At 73.2% G+C, this 19,634-nt stretch carries 15 protein-coding genes; 7 read left to right on the forward strand and 8 right to left on the reverse strand.

All coding sequences use genetic code 11. The features are described from left to right. The first annotated feature begins 81 nt into the window (after positions 1 to 81). Entirely contained in the window at positions 82 to 1,113 is a 1,032-nt protein-coding gene (locus ACH4RG_RS00365; protein WP_398539373.1) for a phosphotransferase, read from the forward strand. Between the two features lie 131 nt (positions 1,114 to 1,244). Here the strand turns inward: ACH4RG_RS00365 and ACH4RG_RS00370 are convergent, their stop codons facing one another. Continuing rightward, positions 1,245 to 2,837 (reverse strand): protein kinase, encoded by a 1,593-nt coding sequence (locus tag ACH4RG_RS00370; protein WP_397918921.1) that lies wholly within the window; start codon positions 2,835 to 2,837, stop codon positions 1,245 to 1,247. A 353-nt stretch (positions 2,838 to 3,190) separates the two neighbouring features. On the opposite strand from ACH4RG_RS00370, the gene ACH4RG_RS00375 reads away from it, so the two are divergent. The 6 genes from ACH4RG_RS00375 (at position 3,191) to ACH4RG_RS00400 (ending at position 11,014) form a co-directional block, all read left to right on the forward strand. Further along, the gene (locus ACH4RG_RS00375; protein WP_397918919.1) at positions 3,191 to 4,834 is read left to right on the forward strand and encodes a protein kinase; all 1,644 of its coding nucleotides are present in this window, start codon (positions 3,191 to 3,193) and stop codon (positions 4,832 to 4,834) included. Positions 4,835 to 5,012: 178 nt separating this feature from the next. Then, positions 5,013 to 5,747 (forward strand): hypothetical protein, encoded by a 735-nt coding sequence (locus ACH4RG_RS00380; protein WP_397918917.1) that lies wholly within the window; start codon positions 5,013 to 5,015, stop codon positions 5,745 to 5,747. Between the two features lie 82 nt (positions 5,748 to 5,829). Beyond that, positions 5,830 to 6,453 (forward strand): PadR family transcriptional regulator, encoded by a 624-nt coding sequence (locus tag ACH4RG_RS00385; protein WP_397918915.1) that lies wholly within the window; start codon positions 5,830 to 5,832, stop codon positions 6,451 to 6,453. Between the two features lie 178 nt (positions 6,454 to 6,631). Then, positions 6,632 to 7,414: an ABC transporter ATP-binding protein gene (locus tag ACH4RG_RS00390; RefSeq protein ID WP_397918913.1), complete on the forward strand. Its 783-nt coding sequence runs from the start codon at positions 6,632 to 6,634 to the stop codon at positions 7,412 to 7,414. Beyond that, positions 7,411 to 10,272: an FtsX-like permease family protein gene (locus ACH4RG_RS00395; protein ID WP_398538866.1), complete on the forward strand. Its 2,862-nt coding sequence runs from the start codon at positions 7,411 to 7,413 to the stop codon at positions 10,270 to 10,272. The genes ACH4RG_RS00390 and ACH4RG_RS00395 overlap by 4 nt, the downstream gene beginning before the upstream one ends. Before the next feature lie 193 nt (positions 10,273 to 10,465). Further along, on the forward strand, positions 10,466 to 11,014 hold the full coding sequence (locus ACH4RG_RS00400) for a bacterial proteasome activator family protein (RefSeq protein ID WP_073799940.1): 549 nt from the start codon (positions 10,466 to 10,468) through the stop codon (positions 11,012 to 11,014). Positions 11,015 to 11,165: 151 nt separating this feature from the next. Here the strand turns inward: ACH4RG_RS00400 and ACH4RG_RS00405 are convergent, their stop codons facing one another. The 7 genes from ACH4RG_RS00405 to pdhA form a co-directional block, all read right to left on the reverse strand. Beyond that, the gene (locus tag ACH4RG_RS00405; RefSeq protein WP_397918909.1) at positions 11,166 to 12,158 is read right to left on the reverse strand and encodes an NAD(P)H-quinone oxidoreductase; all 993 of its coding nucleotides are present in this window, start codon (positions 12,156 to 12,158) and stop codon (positions 11,166 to 11,168) included. A 31-nt stretch (positions 12,159 to 12,189) separates the two neighbouring features. Continuing rightward, entirely contained in the window at positions 12,190 to 13,326 is a 1,137-nt protein-coding gene (locus ACH4RG_RS00410) for a potassium channel family protein (protein WP_397918907.1), read from the reverse strand. Then, complete coding sequence (locus ACH4RG_RS00415; protein WP_398538867.1) at positions 13,284 to 14,936, reverse strand: molybdopterin molybdotransferase MoeA; 1,653 nt, start codon at positions 14,934 to 14,936, stop codon at positions 13,284 to 13,286. The genes ACH4RG_RS00410 and ACH4RG_RS00415 overlap by 43 nt, the downstream gene beginning before the upstream one ends. Next, positions 14,933 to 15,841, reverse strand: coding sequence for an NTP transferase domain-containing protein (locus ACH4RG_RS00420; RefSeq protein WP_397918903.1), 909 nt, complete (start codon positions 15,839 to 15,841; stop codon positions 14,933 to 14,935). The genes ACH4RG_RS00415 and ACH4RG_RS00420 overlap by 4 nt, the downstream gene beginning before the upstream one ends. Before the next feature lie 99 nt (positions 15,842 to 15,940). Beyond that, on the reverse strand, positions 15,941 to 17,434 hold the full coding sequence (locus ACH4RG_RS00425) for a dihydrolipoamide acetyltransferase family protein (RefSeq protein WP_398538868.1): 1,494 nt from the start codon (positions 17,432 to 17,434) through the stop codon (positions 15,941 to 15,943). Beyond that, positions 17,434 to 18,465 (reverse strand): alpha-ketoacid dehydrogenase subunit beta, encoded by a 1,032-nt coding sequence (locus tag ACH4RG_RS00430; RefSeq protein WP_398538869.1) that lies wholly within the window; start codon positions 18,463 to 18,465, stop codon positions 17,434 to 17,436. Before ACH4RG_RS00430 ends, ACH4RG_RS00425 begins: the two co-directional genes overlap by 1 nt. Beyond that, positions 18,462 to 19,622 (reverse strand): pyruvate dehydrogenase (acetyl-transferring) E1 component subunit alpha, encoded by a 1,161-nt coding sequence (gene pdhA, locus ACH4RG_RS00435; RefSeq protein WP_397918897.1) that lies wholly within the window; start codon positions 19,620 to 19,622, stop codon positions 18,462 to 18,464. Before pdhA ends, ACH4RG_RS00430 begins: the two co-directional genes overlap by 4 nt. Positions 19,623 to 19,634: the final 12 nt, after the last annotated feature.

Consider the following 19,634-nt stretch of genomic DNA (forward strand, 5'->3'; position numbering starts at 1 on the left):
AGCGGCCACGCAGAGTGATCTAACATCTGGTAAGTGCCGCGCTCATATGTCACTCGTCCACCTGTTCCCCCGGTCGGCGAGGTGCTGCGCCGTTACCCCTACGTGGGCGAGCCTCTCGCCTGCGAACCGATCACCAAGGGCCTGCTGAACCACGGGTACCGCGTCTCCACCACGAGCGGGTCCTACTTCCTCAAGCACCATCTCGACAAGAAGCACCTGGACGACACCAGCGGCGAACCCGCCGCGATCGTGCGCCAGCACCGCGCCACCCAGCGCCTGAAGTCGCTCGGCGTCCCCGTCGTCCCGCCTCTGACGGACACCCGGGGCGAGACCGTCACCGTGATCGGCGATCGGTGCTACGCCCTGCACCCCTGGGTCGACGGCCTCCACCGGGTCGGCTCCGAGCTGACCCTCTCCCAGTCGCGCCGGCTCGGTGCGCTCCTGGGGACGGTGCACACCGGCCTGGAACAGGTGATGGCGCCGCGCGACGGCCCGCACCCGGCGAGCCCGCCCGCCCGGCCGGGCCACCGCAGCCCGGACGCCGCCGACACCTTCGCGCTGATCGACGACCTGCTGGCCGCCGCGCGCGGGCAGGACGGCCGGGACGCCCCCCGCGACGCCTTCGACGAACTCGCCGTGCACCGGCTCGTGGAGCGCCGCGCCCTGCTCGAACAGCACGCCCACCGTCGGCCGCCCACCCCGGACGGGCCCGCCACCGGCTGGGTGCACGGGGACTTCCACCCGCTGAACCTGCTCTACCGGGGCGCCGACCCGGTCGCGATCGTGGACTGGGACCGGCTGGCCGTACAGCCGCGCGCCGAGGAGGCGGTACGGGCGGCGGCGATCTTCTTCGTCCGCCCGGCCGGGGAGCTGGACCTGGCCAAGGTACGGGCGTACGCCCGCGCGTACCGGCGGGCCGCGGGGGTGGGGGCCGCCGAGCTTGCGGCCGCCGTGCACCGGGTGTGGTGGGAGCGGCTCAACGACTTCTGGATACTCCGCTGGCGCTACCGCCTCCACGACCGCAGGGCCGACCCGCAGTTCCCCGCGGTGTCGGCCCTGGCGGTGTGGTGGACGCGGGAGTACGAAGCGGTGTGCGCGGCCTTCACGGAGTGACGTGGCTTTCACGGAGCGAAGCAGTTTTCGCGGAGCGAGCGGCCTTCGCGGAGTGAAGCGGCACACCACCGCGTGAGCCCGGCGCGCGCCACGAGGGCGCACGCCGGGCTCAAGGCTGGTGCAGTGGTGCGTTATCCCGTTGTGGCGCCGAGCGCCGTCTCGCCGGGCGTCGTGCCCGTACCGCCGTCGTCGCCGGCCCCGCCGTCGTCGCCGCCCCCGCCGCCCGGGGTGCCGGGGTCGGTGGTCGGCTCGGTCGGCTCACCGGTGGGCTCACCGGTGCCGCCCTCGTTGGTGTTGCCGTCCGAGGTCCCGGTGTCCGTGCCGGTCGGGTCCGGGGACGGGGTGAACGAGGGCTCGCTCGGGGTCGGGTCCGGGTTGTACGGCGGCGGGTTCGGCTGCGTCTGACCGCCGCCGGTGGAGGTGTCCGGGTCCTCCGGCTCGTCGCTCTCCTCCTCCTCGGACGGAGACTCCGAGGGCTTCTCCTTCTCGGACTGGCTGACCGAGGGGGACGGGGTGACCGGGGCCTTCTTCCCGCCGCCGTCGTTCGCGGCGTTGACGGCGAAGGCGACCCCCGCGCCGATCGCGATCAGCGCGAGCAGGACGAAGAGCCACATCTTGCCGCGCCCGCCGGAGCGCCGGCCGCCGCCGTCGTAGCCCCCGTCGTCCGGGTTGTACGGCGGCAGGATCGGGCCCTGCGAGGTGTCCCCGTGCATCGGATGGCCCATCGCGCGGGTGGATCCGGACATCCCGTGCGGCGGGGTCTGGCCCCCCTCGTGCAGCGCGACCGGGCCGGTGTTCCACGTGCCCGTGTGACCGCCCTGCACCTGGAGCATCTGGAGGCTGTACTGGACGAGCCCGCGCATCTCCTCGGCGCTCTGGAACCGGTCGTCCGGGTCCTTCGCCAGCGCGCGCATCGCCATCCCGTCCAGCTCCGGCGGTACCACGTCCGAGACCTCGGACGGCGGCACCGGGATGTCCTGGACGTGCTGGTAGACCACCGAGAGCGGGGTCTCGCCGGTGAACGGGGGCCGCAGCGCCAGCAGTTCGTAGAGCAGGCAGCCGGTGGCGTACAGGTCGGACCGGTGGTCGACGGCCTTGCCGAGCGCCTGCTCGGGGGAGAGGTACTGCGGGGTGCCCATGACCATGCCGGTCTGGGTCATCGTCGACTGCGCGCCGTGCAGCGCGCGGGCGATGCCGAAGTCCATCACCTTGACCGCGCCCGATTCCGTGATGATCACGTTGGCGGGCTTGATGTCGCGGTGCACGATGCCGTGCTGGTGCGAGTACGCGAGGGCTTCGAGCACCCCCGAGACGATGATCAGCGCCTGCTCGGGAGGCGGGGCCTCCGCGGTCAGGAGCAGGTCGCGGATGGTGCGGCCCTCGACCAGCTCCATCACGATGTAGGGGACGGTCTGGCCGCCCACGACGTCCTCGCCGGAGTCGTAGACGGCGACGATCGCGTGGTGGTTGAGGCCCGCGACGGACTGTGCCTCGCGGGTGAAGCGCGCCTTGGAGACCGGATCCTCGGCCAGGTCGGAACGGAGCAGCTTCACCGCGACCGTGCGTCCGAGCCGGACGTCCTCCGCCGCGTAGACCTCTGCCATGCCGCCCCGGCCGAGCCGGTAGGTCATCCGGTAACGTCCGTCACCGACCACGCCGCCGATACCCCAGGCGTCGGTACCATCCGAAACTCCGCCGCCGTTTGCTTCGGAATCGGGTGCCATCAGTCCTCGCCGTCGTATCTGTCCGCGCGTCCGCGGGTTCTCACGGTGCCTTGCTGCATTGCAGCGTCACGCTACAGCCTCCACCGGACACCACGGTTCCGCTGCGGCAGGATCATCGGACCGCCCGGCGCGTCGTACACATGGATTTGATGCGTTTCCTGTAACGCTTCCGAGACGCTTCTTGTGCGTAGGGTCACGGAACGGGCACCCGGCTTGACGTGTCGTACCCCTGCGGCAGACTTGGCGCGTAATCGCGTTGTACGGAACCGCGTCGCACGCAACCACGTCAGACAGAAACGACGTCAGACAGACACACCGCGTGCGACCGCGCGCCGCCGAGGGGGATGCAAGTCATGAGCCAGGACGGCGCACAGGGCCGCTACGCGGGCGGGGCGGTCGCGGGCGGCCGCTACCAGCTGCGCGACCTGCTCGGCGAGGGCGGGATGGCGTCCGTGTACCTGGCCTACGACTCCGCCCTCGACCGCCAGGTCGCGATCAAGACCCTGCACACGGAGCTCGGTCGCGAGCAGTCCTTCCGCGAGCGCTTCCGGCGTGAGGCGCAGGCCGTCGCCAAGCTCCAGCACACCAACATCGTCTCCGTCTTCGACACCGGCGAGGACGAGCTCGGCGGTGCGCTGATGCCGTACATCGTCATGGAGTACGTCGAGGGGCAGCCGCTCGGCTCGGTGCTGGCCGCCGACATCCGCAGTCACGGCGCGATGCCCGCCGACAAGGCGCTCAAGGTGACGGCGGACGTGCTCGCCGCGCTGGAGACCAGCCACGAGATGGGCCTGGTCCACCGGGACATCAAGCCCGGCAACGTGATGATGACCAAGCGGGGCATCGTCAAGGTCATGGACTTCGGCATCGCCCGTGCCATGCAGTCCGGTGTCACCTCGATGACACAGACCGGCATGGTCGTCGGCACCCCCCAGTACCTCTCCCCCGAGCAGGCCCTCGGCCGCGGCGTCGACGCCAGGTCCGACCTGTATTCGGTCGGCATCATGCTCTTCCAGCTGCTCACCGGCCGGATCCCGTTCGACGCGGACTCGCCGCTGGCCATCGCGTACGCGCATGTGCAGGAGGAGCCGGTCGCGCCGTCCAGCATCAACCGTTCGGTCACCCCGGCGATGGACGCCCTCGTCGCCCGCGCGCTCAAGAAGAACCCGAACGAGCGCTTCCCCAGCGCCGCCGCGATGCGCGACGAGATCGCCCGCGTGCTGAACGCCTCCGGCGGCCAGACCGGCGCCCCGGTGATCGTGGCCGGCGGCGGGCCCGCCAACAGCGGCTCCGGTGTCGGCTCGGCGGTGTTCCCGCCGGTCGACCAGAGCACCTCGGCACCCCAGGGCGTCCAGACGCCGTACCAGCCGCATCCGCAGCAGCAGCCCCACCAGCCGGGCCCGTACAGCCAGCCGACCCCGGCGCCCACGCCGGGCTACGGCTACCCGCAGGCGGCCCAGAGCTATCAGACCCCGGGCCCGCTGGCCCACCAGACCCCGCCGCCGTACTCGATCAGCCCGCAGCACTCGACGGCCGTGGGCACCACCGCCGCCGGCGGCTCCAAGCGGAACATGCCGGTCGTCGTCGGTTCGATCGTCGTCGCGCTGCTGGCCATCGGCGGCCTGATCACCGCGATCGCCCTCCAGGACGGCAGCAAGGACGACGAGGCGGGCAAGGACGGCGACCCGGGCACCGCCGAGGTGGAGGGATACCGCCCGCCGGAGCGCAACCGGACGATGAAGAGCACGGAGTGCTCGGACGCCTCCGAGGACTCCAACGACCCGGCGAAGGTCCGGGCTCCGAACTTCGTCTACAAGGACATCCGGTCCGTGAAGGAGTGCGCGGCCGCCGCGGGATGGACCGTCAAGGAGATCGAGGAGAAGGGCAACACCTACGCCGAGGGCCAGGTCGTCGGCCAGTTCCCGTCCTCCGGCGCGGCCGTCTCCGAGCGCGGCGCCCACTTCGAGCTCCAGGTCTCCACCGGCAAGCCCTCCTGATCCGCCGGTCATCTGTCGACACCGTCCGGCCGGGCGGGCGAGCGGGTGGTGTCGACAGATGACCGTTACGGGCCCACGGATCTCCGTCCCGGACCGCTACCAGGGCACTATCTGGGCCCGTATTTCCGGATACCTCGTCCGGGATGCCGTATGAGGGGGCCCGTGTGACGCTGATCTCATGGCTCCAGGACTTCCGGCCGCATGGTCGTCGAGGTGTGCGGTCTGCCTGATGGCGGCGGCCGGAGCGGCGTTGGGGCCGCTGGGCGGCTCCGCCCACGGTTCACCGGCGCCCGAGGGCCCGCCCCGCACCGCCACGACCCCCGCCCCGGGGACGTCGAGCCCCGCCACCCCGTCCGCGGACCCTGCCCGCCCGGCCGCGCCACGGCCGCCCGTACCGCCGGGCTCCGCGTCCCCCTCGGCGCTTCCCTCCGCCCTGCCCCCGTCGTCCGGCGTCCCGGTCTCCGGAGCGCCGGGGACCGGCCCTGCCCCGTCCTCACCGGCAGCGACCGTGCTCGGGGCGCAGGCCCCCGACGGGCCCGGGTCCGACTCGCCGGACTCCACCTCCTCCTCCCCTTCCGCTTCCCCCGCCGTATCCGGGTCGACCGCCCCGCTCGCCGGGCGCGAGGCCGGGGCCGGCAAGGCGCGTCCGGGGCGTTCGCTGTCGCCGCCGGAGCTGGCGCGGGCCGAGGAGCCGGTGCCTGAGAACGAGCCCGATGCGGACCTCGTCGACCCGGTCGACCTGCCCGCTTCCACCCCGCCGCCCAGCGCCTTCACCGATCCGGGGCCCCGGTCGGGACAGGCTCTGGACGCCGCGTCCGTACGCCGGGTACAGCAGGCCTCGCTGGGGACGGGCATCGCGCTGGTCGGGCTGGGGCTCGGCTTCCTCGCCTTCCGTATGCGCCGGGTGAACTGAGCGTCGCGACCCCTGGTCGCGCTCTCCCGGACCGCGCCGACGAGACTTGCCAGGACGAACATACTCGGTATACATACTCAGTATGTCCATTCGCCACGGCCTCCTGGCCCTGCTGGAGCGGGGCCCTCGTTACGGGTCCCAGCTCCGCACCGAGTTCGAGTCACGCACCGGCTCCACCTGGCCCCTGAACGTCGGGCAGGTCTACACGACGCTCAGCCGGCTGGAACGCGACGGCATGATCGTCCAGGAGGGCTCGGACGACGCCGGGCACGACCTCTACGCGATCACCGACGACGGCCGCTCGGAGCTGCGCACCTGGTTCGAGACGCCCGTGGACCGCACCAGCCCGCCCCGCGACGAACTGGCCATCAAGCTCGCCATGGCCGTGGGCGCGCCCGGCGTCGACATCCGGGACGTCATCCAGTCCCAGCGCCACCACACGCTCAAGGCGATGCAGGACTACACCCGCCTCAAGGCCCAGGCCCTGGCCGACGTCCCGGCCAACCGGGACGAGGTCGCCTGGCTCCTCGTCGTGGAGCAGCTGATCTTCCAGGCGGAGGCCGAGGCCCGCTGGCTCGACCACTGCGAGTCCCGGCTCGTCCGCCTCGCCGAGGCCGCCGCGACCGAGCCCTCCGCCGGGTCCGGCCCCGCGGCCACACGTGGTCCGGCCCGCTCGCTGGCCGGCCGGACCCGGTCCGGGCGCTGACGCCGACTCCCGCGGTACGGCGGCGGTCCCGGCACCGCCGCCCCCATCCCGGGCACCACCACCACCGCCCGCTTCCCGGCCTCACGCCGTCCACACCCCGGCCTCACCGCCGTCCACATCCCGGCCCCACCGCCGCCCACACCTGACCCCATCCGTTCCCAGGGGGGAACCACCCGCCATGCCTCCGTCCGCCACACCCCCGCCCCCGCCGTCCTCCGGGACGCCCGGCGGCAGCCCCGTACTCGAACTGCGGGCGCTGACCCGTACCCATGGCTCCGGCGTCGCCGAGGTGCACGCCCTGCGCGGGATCCAGCTCGCCGTGCACCCGGGCGAACTGGTCGCCGTGATGGGCCCCTCCGGCTCCGGCAAGTCCACCCTGCTGACCCTGGCCGGCGGGCTCGACACCGCCACCAGCGGCCAGGTGGTCATCGAGGGCCAGGACATCGCCGCCCTCGGCCCCAAGGGGATGGCCGCCCTGCGCCGCCGCAGCGTCGGTTACGTCTTCCAGGACTACAACCTCATCCCCGCCCTGACCGCCGCCGAGAACATCGCGCTGCCCCGCGAACTCGACGGCGTCTCCGTGCGCAAGGCCCGTAAGGAGGCCCTCGCCGCGCTGGCCGAGCTGAAGCTGGAGGAGATCGCCGACCGCTTCCCCGACGAGATGTCCGGCGGCCAGCAGCAACGCGTCGCCATCGCCCGCGCCCTCGTCGGCGACCGGCGCCTCGTACTCGCCGACGAGCCGACCGGAGCGCTCGACTCCGAGACCGGCGAGGCCGTCCTCGCCCTGCTGCGCACCCGCTGCGACCAGGGCGCGGCCGGTGTCATGGTGACCCATGAGCCCCGGTACGCGGCCTGGGCCGACCGGGTCGTGTTCCTCCGGGACGGCTCGATCGTCGACCAGACGCTGACCACGGGGGCCGACTCCCTGCTCTCCGCCGGAACCGCCGAGGCCGCCACGTGAACCCGCTCCCCGGCTGGCGCGCCGCCTTCCGCATAGCCCGGCGCGACGCCGTACGGGCCAAGGGCCGCAGCGCCCTGGTCGTCGCGATGATCGCCCTGCCGGTCCTCGGCGTGACCGCCGCCGACCTCACCTACCGCAGCGCGCTGCCCACCAGGGCCGAGGAGCTGACCGGTGAGCTGGGGGCGGCCGACGCCCGGTTCTCCGCCACGAGCATGGGGCCGGTGAAGCTCCAGCAGATGCCCGACGGCGTCAACTGGAACCCACCCGAGGGCGCCCCGGACCCGACTCCCGAGGAGCAGGCGAAGCCCGTCGACGTGCCCGCCACCTTCCCCGAGGGGTCGCGGCACCTCACCGAGCGGAGCGTTCCCGCGTCGGTGACCACCCGGCACGGCATCGCGGACACCCGGATCACCGAACTGTCCATCGCCGACCCGATGCTGCGCGGCCGGATCGAGCTGACCGACGGCGCCTACCCACGGGCCGAGAACGAGATCGCGGCGACCGACAAGTTCATCGAGGCGTCCGGCCTGTCCATCGGCGACCGCGTCACCGTGCGCGGCCCCGACCGGACCTACACCCTCACCGGAGCGGTCGAACTCCCCGCCGACCTGCGGGCGGACTCCCTGTACGCGGTCCCCGGCTCGGTCATCGCCCCGTGGCAGAAGACGGCAGATCGAGACAAGAACATCCTGCCGCCCCAGGCGAGCGACCCGAAATGGCTGGTCCAGGGACCGGCCGGAGCAGGTGTGACCTGGCAGGACGTCCTCGCCGCCAACGAGAAGGGCGTGGTGGTCAAGTCCCGCCAGGTCGTCCTGAACCCACCGCCGGACTCCGAGGTCCCGATGGCGGCGACGACCAACGCGTACGACACGGACACGGAGCTGACCGCGGCGGTCCTCACGGTGGCCGCCATGGCGGTCCTGGAGATCGTGCTGCTGGCCGGCCCCGCGTTCGCCGTGGGCGCCCGTCGTTCACGGCGTCAACTCGGCCTGGTCGGCTCGTGCGGCGGCAGCCGGGGCCAGGTCCGGGCCGTGGTGCTCGCCGGAGGCGCGGTGCTCGGGGCGGTCGGCGCGCTGGCCGGCGTCGGCGCCGGATTCGGCCTGACCGCCCTGTTCCGCCCGATGATCGAGGACTACACGGGCAGCCGCTTCGGCGAACTGACCGTGCGTCCCTGGGAGATCCTCGGCATCGCCCTGCTCGGTCTGGTCACCGGCGTCCTCGCCGCGCTCGCCCCGGCGATCGTCGCGGGCCGCCAGTCCGTCCTGGAGTCGCTCACCGGCCGACGCGGTACCCGCCGCAGCTCCCGCGTCCTGCCCGTCGTCGGTGTCGTCGCGCTCACGACCGGCGTCGCCGTCGCGGTCTACGGCGGGGTGGCCGGTGACACCGCGCTCGTCGCCGGGGGATCCGTCCTCGCCGAACTGGGCGTCCTCGGCTGCATCCCGGTGATCGTCGGCTTCCTCGGCCGGCTCGGCCGACGGCTCCCGCTGACACCCCGCATCGCCCTGCGCGACGCGGCCCGCAACCGGGGCCGTACCGCGCCCGCCGTCGCCGCCGTGATGGCGGCCGTCGCGGGCAGCGTGGCCATCGCCACGTACACCAGCAGCAACGCCGCCGAGCAGGCGTACGACTACGAGCCCAATCTGACCCCGGGCACCGTCGCGCTGATGGCCGCCGACACCGGCGACAGCGCCGACCTGCCCCGCTCCCGGGCCGCCGTCGAGCAGAGTTTCCCGGTCAGCGGCGCACGCGCCGACATCAGCCGGGTCTGGGCCGGCAGCGACTGCATGGTCTATTACGACGAGGAGAACGGCTGCGGCACCCTCGAACTCGTCAAGCCCAGCGGCAAGGACCACTCCTGCCCGCTGAAGGGCAAGGGCGCCAAGGAGCTCGCCCTGCGGATCTCGGCCGACGAGCACAAGCGGCTGATGAACTCCCCGGCCTGCATGGACGAGCACTACACGATGGTCGCGTTCGGCACCGGCAGCGACAAGATCGTCGTCGGGGGCGCGGACGTGCTCGACTCGTACGTGAAGCTGGAGGACCCGGCGGCGGCGAAGTCCCTGGCCGAAGGCATCCCCGTCCTGCTGAACTCGGCGTACGCGAAGAACGGCGAGGTCTCCCTGAAGGCCACCCACGCCTACAACGACCGCGACAAGAAGAACCGGGCCCTGCACCCTGGCAAGACCCGCGTCACCAACGACCGGCTGAAGGTCTACGTCGCACCGGACCGCTACGCGGCGACGCCGGGCATCCGGATGGTCATGCCGGAGAAGACCGCCCAACGGCTCGGTCTGCACGTCGAGGAGCACGGCAGTTTCTACACGCTCGACCGCGATGCCACGGACGCCGAGAGCCAGGCGACCCACGCCGCGCTCGACCAGGCCGGCAACCGCGCGTACCTGATGACGTCGAACGAGGCGTTCCGCAGGCACGACGACACCGACACGGTCCTGCTGCTCCTCGCCCTCTTCGCCGGAGTGGTGACCCTGGGCGCGGCGGCCATCACGACCGGCTTGTCCAAGGCCGACGCGGAGGCCGACCTCACCACGCTCAGCGCGGTGGGCGCGCCCCCGGGGGTACGGCGTTCGCTGTCCGGCTTCCAGTGCCTGGTCGTCGCCCTGACCGGGGTGCTTCTGGGAACGGCGGCGGGGCTCGTGCCCGCGGTCGCGCTACGGCTGACCGACCTGCGCGCGGCGCTGGCGGACATGCGGAAGGATCCGATGGAGTCGGCCTACACGCCGATCGTGATGCCGTGGGAGACCGTCGGGCTGCTGGCCCTGGTCGTCCCGGTACTCGCCGGACTGCTGGCCGCCGGCCTCACCAGCTCCCGGCTGCCCCTGGCCCGGCGCGCGGGCTGAGCGGCGGCTCCGGTGCTGGTGGCGCTGCCGGTGCCGGCTGTGCCGCCGGTGCTGCCGGTGCTGCCGGTGCTGCCGGTGCTGCCGGAAGGCTTTCGGTGCCGCCGGAAGGCTTTTGGTGCCCCCGAAGACGGTGGATCTTCCGTTTTCGGGGGCACCAACGTGGGGTACGGCACGCGTACGAGACAATGGCGGCATGGAAATGCCGAGGAATGACCGGTCGCAGGAGCACCCGCAGGTCCTTGTCGTGGGCCAGGACGGAATGGCTATCGGCGGCGGTGCCAGTGACGACGAGTCGCGCGAGGTCCCGGTGACGGAAATGGTGGAACAGCCCGCGAAGGTCATGCGCATCGGCAGCATGATCAAGCAGCTCCTGGAGGAGGTCAGGGCGGCCCCTCTCGACGAGGCGAGCCGGGTCAGGCTCAAGGAGATCCACGCCAGCTCCGTGAAGGAGCTGGAGGACGGCCTGGCACCCGAGCTGGTCGAGGAGCTGGAGCGGCTCTCCCTGCCGTTCACCGAGGAGTCGGTGCCCTCCGAGGCCGAGCTGCGGATCGCCCAGGCACAGCTCGTGGGCTGGCTCGAGGGCCTGTTCCACGGCATCCAGACGGCGCTGTTCGCGCAGCAGATGGCGGCCCGCGCCCAGCTGGAGCAGATGCGCCGGGCCCTGCCGCCCGGCTCGGGACACGAGGACGAGGAAGGCGGCGCGGACCCGCACGGCCCGATCCGTTCGGGCCCGTATCTGTAAACCCCGTATCCGCCTCCCGAAGTCCGGGGACCGACCACGAGGGGCCCGGCGCACGTCACGGTGTGCGCCGGGCCCCTCGTAGTGTGCGGCCCGTTCGCGGAGTCGGGTATCCGTCGACGGGTCAGGTCGTCGCTCGCGCGTCGTCCACGGGTCAGGCGCCGACCGACGGCGCGACCAGGAGCACCTTCCCGATGTGCGCGCTGGACTCCAGCACCCGGTGCGCCTCGGCCGCGTCCGCCATCGGCAGCGCCCGGTCCACCACCGGCCGGACCACCCCGTCGGCGATCAGCGGCCACACGTGCTCGCGTACGGCGGCGACGATGGCGGCCTTCTCGTGGAGCGGGCGGCCCCGCAGGGAGGTCGCGGTGACGGCGGCCCGCTTGGTCAGCAGGGCGCCGAGATTCAGCTCGCCCTTGGCCCCGCCCTGGAGCCCGATGATCGCGAGGCGGCCGTTGACGGCGAGCGCCGTGACGTTCCGGTCCAGGTACTTGGCGCCGATGAGGTCCAGGATGACGTCGGCCCCCGCCCCGGCGGTGTTCTCCCGCAGCTCCTCGACAAAGTCCTGCTCGCGGTAGTTGATGAGGATGTCCGCCCCCAGCTCGGCGCACCGGGCGAGCTTCTCCGGGCTGCCCGCCGTGACCGCGACCCGGGCCCCCACCGCCTTCGCCAGCTGGATCGCCATCGTGCCGATGCCGCTGGAACCGCCGTGCACCAGGAAGGTCTCGCCGGGGCGGAGGTGGGCCACCATGAAGACGTTGGACCACACCGTCGCGGTGACCTCGGGGAGCGCCGCGGCCTCCACCAGGTCGACGCCCTCCGGTACGGGGAGGAGCTGGCCCGCCGGCACGGCGACCTTCTCCGCGTAGCCGCCGCCCGCCAGCAGCGCGCACACGGCGTCGCCGACGGCCCAGCCGGTCACCCCGGGGCCGAGCGCGAGGATCCGGCCCGCGCACTCCAGCCCGGGGTAGGGGGACGCACCGGGCGGCGGGTTGTAGAAGCCCTGCCGCTGGAGTACGTCCGCACGGTTCACGGCGGAGGCGACGACCTCGACGAGGACCTCGCCGTCGCCGGGTACGGGATCGGGCACCTCGGCCCACACGAGCGCCTCGGGGCCGCCGGGTTCGGGAATCGTGATCGCATGCATGGCCGCGAGGCTACTCCGGCACGGCGTGCGTTCAGGGGCGCGGCGGCATCGAGTTGTTCTGCGCGGAGACGGAGCTGGGGCTTTTTCGCACGATGGTGATGACCCGGTCCGTCAGCTGCAACGGGCTGGCCGCAGGGTCGTCGTAGCCGAGCAGCCGGTGCCCGCGCAGAACGCTGACGACGAGGTCGTCCGTCTCCCGTACGTTCTTGCCCACCTCGGCCTTTATGACCGGACGTTCCACCAGATCGAGGCCACTGCCCTGCTGGATCAGGTCCTCCATCACGGTGCCCGCGCTGGGGCTGAGGACGGAGAGGCCGAGCAGCCGCCCGGCGGCGCTGGCGCTGGTGATGACGGCGTCGGCGCCGGACTGCCGCAGCAGGGGAGCGTTCTCCTCCTCGCGCACCGCCGCCACGATCTTCGCCCCGCGGTTGAGCTGACGCGCGGTCAGGGCTACCAGGACGGCGGTGTCGTCGCGCTGGGTGGCGATGATGATCTGCCGGGCCTTCTGGAGCTCGGCGCGCAGCAGGACGTCGCTGCGGGTGGCGTCGCCGAGCACGCCGGTGAATCCCTCGGCGTTGGCGGCCTCGATCACCTTGGAGGCCGGATCGACGACGACGATCTGGTCCTTCCGCAGGCCGGTGGCGCAGAGAGTCAGGATCGCCGAGCGGCCCTTCGTACCGAAGCCGACGACGACGGTGTGGTCACGCAAGTTGGATCTCCAACGCTTCAGCCGGAAGTCCTCGCGGGTCCGTTCCGTGAGGACTTCGAGAGTGGTACCGACCAGGATGATCAGGAAGAGCACGCGCAGCGGTGTCACGAGCACGACGTTGATCAGCCTGGCGCCGTCGCTGAACGGCGTGATGTCGCCGTACCCGGTGGTGGAGAGGGTGACCGTCGCGTAGTAGATCGCGTCGAGCAGATCGACCTTGCCGTCCGCGTTGTCGTTGTAGCCACCGCGGTCGAGCCAGACGATCAGCACGGTCGCGGTCAGTACGAGCAGCGCCATCAGCAGGCGCTTGCCGACCTGGCGGGCCGGGCCGTCGACGACCCGGCGGGGCAGCATCACCCGGGTCGGCACGACCACTTCTTCGGCTCGCCTGGCCATCGCATCGTGGCCGGGAAGTTTCACGTGAAACACCCTTCCGTCCACGGCGTCGCCGGGGCCCATGGGAGATCAAGAATCTCCACCTCGGTGCCGGACCGTACCCCGCCCGGCACCACCACGGCCAGCCCGTCCGCCGCGGCGATCCCCCGCAGCATCGCGGGCCCGTTGTAACGCAGCGGCGCGACATGGTCCCGGCCACCCGCCCGGCCCGCGCGGTGGACCACGGGGACGAGGCGGGTGTCGTGCGGATGCCCGTGCACATCGGCATGGACGAGAGCCCGGTACGCGTCCTGGGCGGGGCGGCCCGCGATCCCCGCGAGCAGCGGCTCCACGAGCGTCAGCAGGCCTGATACGGCCGCTAGCGGATTGCCGGGCAGCCCGACCAGATAGGGCCCGTTCGGCGGCCCCTGCGACTGTCCGTTCGGCTCCCCCTCCGGCTGTCCCTCCGGCTGTCCCTGTGGCTGTCGCTCCGGCTGTCGCTGCGGCTGTCGCTTCGGATGTGCTGAAGTCGGCAGCCGTGCCAGCAGCATGGGGTGGCCGGGGCGGACCGCGACCCCGTCCACCAGGAGTTCGGCCCCGAGGGAGTCGAGGACCGGATGCACATGGTCGACCGGGCCGGAGGCGGTGCCGCCGGTGGTGACGATCAGGTCGGCGTCGGAAGCGGTGAGGGCATCGCGCAGCGCTTCCGCCTCGTCGCCGAGGCGGCGGGGCCCGGAGACCTCGGCTCCCAGGGCCCGAAGCCAGGGGCCGAGCATGGGGCCGAGGGCGTCCCGGATGAGCCCGTCGTGCGGCAGGCCGGAGGCGAGCAGTTCGTCGCCGAGGACGAGGATGTCGACGCGTGGACGAGGCACGGCGGGCAGCGCGTCGTATCCGGCGGCCGCGGCGAGCCCGAGCACGGCCGGGGTGACGACCGTCCCGGCCGGGACGAGCTGCTCGCCCGAGCGGCACTCCTGACCCCGAGATCTGATGTCCTGCCCGGCGACCACCGGCCGCCGGGCGTGCAGCAGCCCCTTGGCCTCGTCGGCGTGCGCGTGCTCGCTACGGATGACCGCCGTGGTGTCGGGCGGGACGCGGGCGCCGGTGGCGATCCGTACGGCGGTGCCGTCGGGCAACGCGGTGCCGGGGCCGCGTCCGGCGAGGAGCCCCGCCCCGGTCCCGAACACCCAGGGCCCCGGCCCGGCGACCGCCCAGCCGTCCATGGCCGAGGTGTCGAAGGACGGCAGATCGGTGAGCGCGCCGAGCGGCTCGGCCAGCACATGCCCGAGCGCTCGGTCGAGCGGCAACCGGATCCTCGCGAGCGGAGCCGCCCGCCCGGCCCGCGCCGCGACCGCCCGCGCCCGGTCCCAGGAGAGAGGCGGGGGCGGAGGCGGGGCGCCGGTCGGGGTGGGGCCGCCGGGGACGGCGCGGTGAGCGCTGTTCAGGGTGGAGTGGGGGCCGCCGGAGGGGGCTTCGTGCGCGTCACCGCACGGGCCGCCGGAGGGGGCTTCGTGCGCGTCACCGCACGGGCCGCCGGCGGAAGCGTCCTCGCGGCGGTCGGGTTCCCGGCCCGGGCCGGATCGCCCCCCGCCGACCAGGGCGAGCGCCTGCTCGACGGCCCGCTCCGCCTCCGCATGGGCGAGGCCGTCCGGGTCAGGGCGGGAGCGACCGGGCCCGACCGGGTCGGGGCCGGTCATGGGGTCCCGGTCCCTTCGCGCCCCGCGTCGGGCTTCGTCTCCGCGTTCGTCCCCGGGTTCGTCTCCGCTTCCCAGCGCAGCGCCAGAGCGGTGGCCTTGCGAGCGGCCTCCGTGACCGCTGCCGCGGCCTCGTCGGGACCCGCGCCCGCGCTCGCCCTGGCCGCCGCGTACCCGACCAGGAAGGTCGTGAGCGGTGCGGCGGGGCGGGCCACTCCGTGCGCGGCGTCACGGGCGAGGTCGAGCAGGACACCGGTGTCGACGTCGAGTTCGATTCCCAGTTCGTTCTTGACCGAGGTGATCCATTCGTCCAGCACGGCCCCATGCTCCCTGATCCGGGCTCTGGCGGCCGCGATGTCGTCCCAGGTGTCGCAGTCGAACGCGGCGTCGGGGCCCGCGTCGACCCGGGCGAGATCGAGCTCCGCCGTCAGGAGCCGGAGCGGCAGCCCGGCGAGGCCCCCGTACTCGGTGGCGAGCAGGGCCAGCTCCCGGCGGAGCGGCTCGGCGCGGTAGGCGGCCACCAGCGGCTGGTCACGCCCGCCGGGGTCGGTGCACAGGGCCCCTTCCCGGCCGGGCTGTCCGGCCGCGGCGAGCAGCGCCTCGACCGTCCCCGCGCCGAGGAACGGAAGGTCCGCGGAGAGGACGAGCACGCGCTCCGCCGTCGTCAGCCGCAGCCCCGCCCCCAGCGCCGCCAACGGGCCGCCGCCCTCGGGTGCTTCCCGGGTCCAGACGACCGGTCTGGCGGTGGCGCGACGACCGCCCACCACGACGGTGAGTGCCGCACCGGCGCAGGCCGCGAGCACTCGGTCGAGCAGCGCCCGGCCGCCCACCCGGACTCCTGGCTTGTCGACGCCGCCGAGCCGCTTCGCGGCCCCGCCGGCAAGGACGATCACGTCATAGGCGGTCATACGTCGAGTATGGGCGGGGGCCCGGAGCGACGCCCCCGCCGGGGTGGCCGGAAGGCCCGGTCCCGGAAGGGCGCGTCCGGCGGGGCACCGTCCGGTCGGCTACAGGGTGCGCAACAGCACCGCCGGCTGCTCCACGCAGTCCGCCACATACCGGAGGAAGCCGCCTGCGGTTCCGCCGTCGCACACCCGGTGGTCGAAGGTGAGGGACAGCTGGACGACCTGACGTACGGCCAGTTCGCCCTCGTGCACCCACGGCTTGGGCATGATCCGGCCGACGCCGAGCATCGCCGCTTCCGGGTGGTTGATGATCGGCGTCGAACCGTCGACCCCGAACACCCCGTAGTTGTTCAGCGTGAACGTGCCTCCGGTCAGCTGGGCCGGGCTCAGCTTCCCGGTCCGCGCCAGCTCGGTCAGCCGGGCGATCTCGGCCCCGATCGACTCGACGTTACGGGTGTGCGCGTCCCGGACGACCGGAACGACGAGGCCCCGCTGGGTCTGGGCCGCGAACCCGAGGTGGAGGCCGGGCAGCCGGACGATCTCCCGGGCCTCCGTGTCCACGGTGGAGTTGAGCTCGGGGAACCGGGCCAGCGCCGCCGTGCAGATCCTCGCCAGCAGGGCCAGGACCGACACCTTCGGCCCGGCGGACGGGCCCGTGGCGGCGTTCATCGCGGCCCTGACCGCCATCAGCCCGGTGGCGTCGGCGTCGACCCAGCAGGTGGCGTCCGGGATCTCGGTCCGACTCCGCGACAGCTTGTCAGCGACCGCTCCGCGCACCCCGCGCAGCGGGATCCGTTCAGCGGCCGGAGCAGCCGGGGGAGCGGAAGCCGCAGGCGCGTCGGCCGGTGCCTGGGCCGGCGCCTGGGCCGTACGTGCCGAGGCCGCGGCCTCCTCCGCCTGCCGGATCGCGCCGTCGACATCGGCGCGCAGGATCAGACCGTCGGGGCCCGAACCCGCCAGCCGCCGCAGATCGATGTCGTGCTGCCGGGCCAGCCGGCGTACCAGCGGAGAGACCACCGGTACGGGCCCCGGCCCGTTCACCACGGCGACAGCGGCAGCCGCGGGAGCCGTGGCGGTGGCAGCGGTCGCGGGCGCCGTGGCGGACTTCGCCGGGGCGAGCGCGAGCGCGTCGGACCTCGGGGCGTCGGACACCGGGGTCCGGACGACCGTCCGGTCGGATCGGTCCGGCCGGATGCGCCGACGCCTCGCGGCGGGTGCGCCCGTCCCGTACCCCACGAGCACGTTCCCCGAGCCGCCCGAGGACTCCGTGGCGGAGGCAGTGGAGGCGGTGGAGGCGGTGGAGGCGGTGGCGGACGACGGGGACGCCCCGGAGAGATCCAGCCCCTCCGGCGCTCCGACGGCGACCGTCAGCAGCGGTGCGCCGACGGGGAGTTCCGTGCCCTCCTCACCGAACCGCGCGGTCACCACGCCCCCGTAGGGGCAAGGCACCTCCACCATGGCCTTGGCCGTCTCGACCTCGACGACGGGCTGGTCGATGGCGACGACGTCGCCGACCTCCACCAGCCAGCGGACGATCTCCGCCTCGGTCAGACCCTCACCGAGGTCCGGCAGCTTGAATTCGAGCACCCTGGCCATCAGCTGTCCGCCTCCCACTGCAACCGGGCCACCGCGTCGAGCACCCGGTCCACTCCCGGCAGATGGTGCCGCTCCAGCATGGGCGGCGGGTAGGGGATGTCGAACCCGGCCACCCGCAGCACCGGAGCCTCCAGATGGTGGAAGCACCGCTCGGTGATCCGGGCCGCGATCTCACCGCCGGGCCCGCCGAAACCGGGGGACTCGTGGACGACGACCGCGCGCCCGGTGCGCCGCACCGACGCGGCCACCGTCTCGTCGTCGAACGGCACCAACGAGCGCAGGTCCACCACCTCGAGGTCCCAGCCCTCGGCGACCGCCGCCTCGGCGGCCTCCATGCAGACCGGCAGGGAGGGCCCGTACGTGATCAGCGTGGCGCTGCGCCCGGGACGGCGCACCGCGGCCTTGCCGATCGGTTCGACCGCGGCGGGGGCCTCGGGCGACCAGTCGGCCTTGGACCAGTAGAGCCGCTTGGGCTCCAGGAAAACCACCGGGTCGTCCGAGGCGATCGACTCCCTGAGCAGCCCGTACGCGTCGTCGACCGTGGCCGGTGTGACGACGTGCAGGCCGGGCGTGGCCATGTAGTACGCCTCGGAGGAGTCGCTGTGGTGCTCGACCCCGCCGATCCCGCCGCCGTACGGAACCCGCACGGTGATGGGCAGCGGCATGGCCCCGCCGGTGCGGTTGCGCATCTTGGCGACATGGCTCATCAGCTGCTCGAACGCCGGGTAGGCGAACGCGTCGAACTGCATCTCCACCACGGGCCGCAGCCCGTACATCGCCATGCCGACGGCCGCGCCGAGGATGCCCGCCTCGGCCAGCGGGGTGTCGGTGCAGCGGTCGTCGCCGAACTCCTTCGCCAGCCCGTCGGTGATCCGGAAGACCCCGCCGAGCGTGCCCACGTCCTCACCGAGCACATGCACGGTGGGGTCCTCGGCCATCGAGTCGCGGAGCGCGCGCCCGAGGGCCTGCGCCATCGTGGCCGGTTTCGCCTTCGTCCGGCGTCCGTCGGCCGTCACTGCCGCGGTCGTCATCGTCCCGCCTCCGCGTCGTGCTCGTCGTGGTCCTGCTCGGCGTCCAGCTCGGCACGCAGGGCGGCCGCCTGCTCCCGGAGCTGGCTGGTCTGCTCGGCGTAGACATGGGTGAACAGGTCCATCGGGGCCAGCTCCGGATCCGCGTTCATCCGGTCGCGCAGGGCGGCGGCCATGCGCTCCGCGGCCTCCTTCGCCTGCGCGATGCCCGCGTCGTCCAGCAGCCCGCGCTCCGTCAGCTCACGCTCCAGCAGCCGCACCGGGTCGTGCGCCTTCCATGCCTCGACCTCGCTGTCGACGCGGTAGCGGGTGGCGTCGTCGGCGTTGGTGTGGGCTTCCATGCGGTAGGTGACCGCCTCGACCAGGGTCGGGCCCTCGCCTCGCCGGGCCCGTGCCACCGCCTCGCTCAGCACCTGGTGCACGGCTGCGGCGTCGTTGCCGTCGACGAGACGGCCCGGCATCCCGTATCCGACGGCCTTGTGGGCGAGGGAGGGGGCGGCGGTCTGCTTGGCCAGCGGCACCGAGATCGCGAAGCCGTTGTTCTGGACGAAGAAGACGACCGGGGCCTTCCAGACGGCCGCGAAATTCAGCGCCTCGTGGAAGTCGCCCTCGCTCGTGCCGCCGTCGCCGACCATGGCGAGCGCCACCACGTCGTCGCCCTTGAGCCGGGCGGCGTGCGCCAGCCCCACGGCGTGCGGGAGCTGGGTGGCCAGGGGGGTGCACAGCGGGGCGATGCGGTGCTCGCGCGGGTCGTAACCGGTGTGCCGGTCGCCCCGCAGCAGGGTCAGCGCCTCGACCGGGTCCAGGCCGCGCGCGACAGCGGCCAGCGTGTCGCGGTAGCTGGGGAAGAGCCAGTCGCGCTCCTCCAGGACCAGGGCGGCGGCGATCTCGCACGCCTCCTGGCCGGTGCTCGACGGGTAGACCGCCAGCCGGCCCTGCTTCGTCAGCGCGGTGGCCTGGGCGTTGTAGCGGCGCCCCCGGACCAGCTCGGCGTGGAGGCGGAGCAACAGCTCGGGGTCGATGTCGGCGACCGCGTCCGTACCGAGCACCCGGTAGGGCTCCGGGTCCGGGAGCAGCGGGGCGGGGTCGGTGATCGGCTTCCAGGCCGGGGGCGGCGTGGGCCGGTAGGCGGCCGCGCCGGGCAGCTCTTGGACCGTCATGAGAAGCACCTC

Origin of the sequence: Streptomyces sp. NPDC021019 (assembly GCF_044333295.1) — a bacterium.
Taxonomy (GTDB): Bacteria; Actinomycetota; Actinomycetes; order Streptomycetales; family Streptomycetaceae; genus Streptomyces.

What these genes read in the sequence shown, in the direction of transcription:
- ACH4RG_RS00405 (WP_397918909.1), bottom strand. Translation starts at nt 12,158, where the DNA reads ATGCATGCGATCACGATTCCCGAACCCGGCGGCCCCGAGGCGCTCGTG.
- ACH4RG_RS00425 (WP_398538868.1), bottom strand. Translation starts at nt 17,434, where the DNA reads ATGGCCAGGGTGCTCGAATTCAAGCTGCCGGACCTCGGTGAGGGTCTG.
- ACH4RG_RS00415 (WP_398538867.1), bottom strand. Translation starts at nt 14,936, where the DNA reads ATGACCGGCCCCGACCCGGTCGGGCCCGGTCGCTCCCGCCCTGACCCG.
- ACH4RG_RS00370 (WP_397918921.1), bottom strand. Translation starts at nt 2,837, where the DNA reads ATGGCACCCGATTCCGAAGCAAACGGCGGCGGAGTTTCGGATGGTACC.
- pdhA (WP_397918897.1), bottom strand. Translation starts at nt 19,622, where the DNA reads ATGACGGTCCAAGAGCTGCCCGGCGCGGCCGCCTACCGGCCCACGCCG.
- ACH4RG_RS00375 (WP_397918919.1), top strand. Translation starts at nt 3,191, where the DNA reads ATGAGCCAGGACGGCGCACAGGGCCGCTACGCGGGCGGGGCGGTCGCG.
- ACH4RG_RS00380 (WP_397918917.1), top strand. Translation starts at nt 5,013, where the DNA reads ATGGCTCCAGGACTTCCGGCCGCATGGTCGTCGAGGTGTGCGGTCTGC.
- ACH4RG_RS00385 (WP_397918915.1), top strand. Translation starts at nt 5,830, where the DNA reads ATGTCCATTCGCCACGGCCTCCTGGCCCTGCTGGAGCGGGGCCCTCGT.
- ACH4RG_RS00420 (WP_397918903.1), bottom strand. Translation starts at nt 15,841, where the DNA reads ATGACCGCCTATGACGTGATCGTCCTTGCCGGCGGGGCCGCGAAGCGG.
- ACH4RG_RS00400 (WP_073799940.1), top strand. Translation starts at nt 10,466, where the DNA reads ATGGAAATGCCGAGGAATGACCGGTCGCAGGAGCACCCGCAGGTCCTT.
- ACH4RG_RS00410 (WP_397918907.1), bottom strand. Translation starts at nt 13,326, where the DNA reads ATGGGCCCCGGCGACGCCGTGGACGGAAGGGTGTTTCACGTGAAACTT.
- ACH4RG_RS00390 (WP_397918913.1), top strand. Translation starts at nt 6,632, where the DNA reads ATGCCTCCGTCCGCCACACCCCCGCCCCCGCCGTCCTCCGGGACGCCC.
- ACH4RG_RS00430 (WP_398538869.1), bottom strand. Translation starts at nt 18,465, where the DNA reads ATGACGACCGCGGCAGTGACGGCCGACGGACGCCGGACGAAGGCGAAA.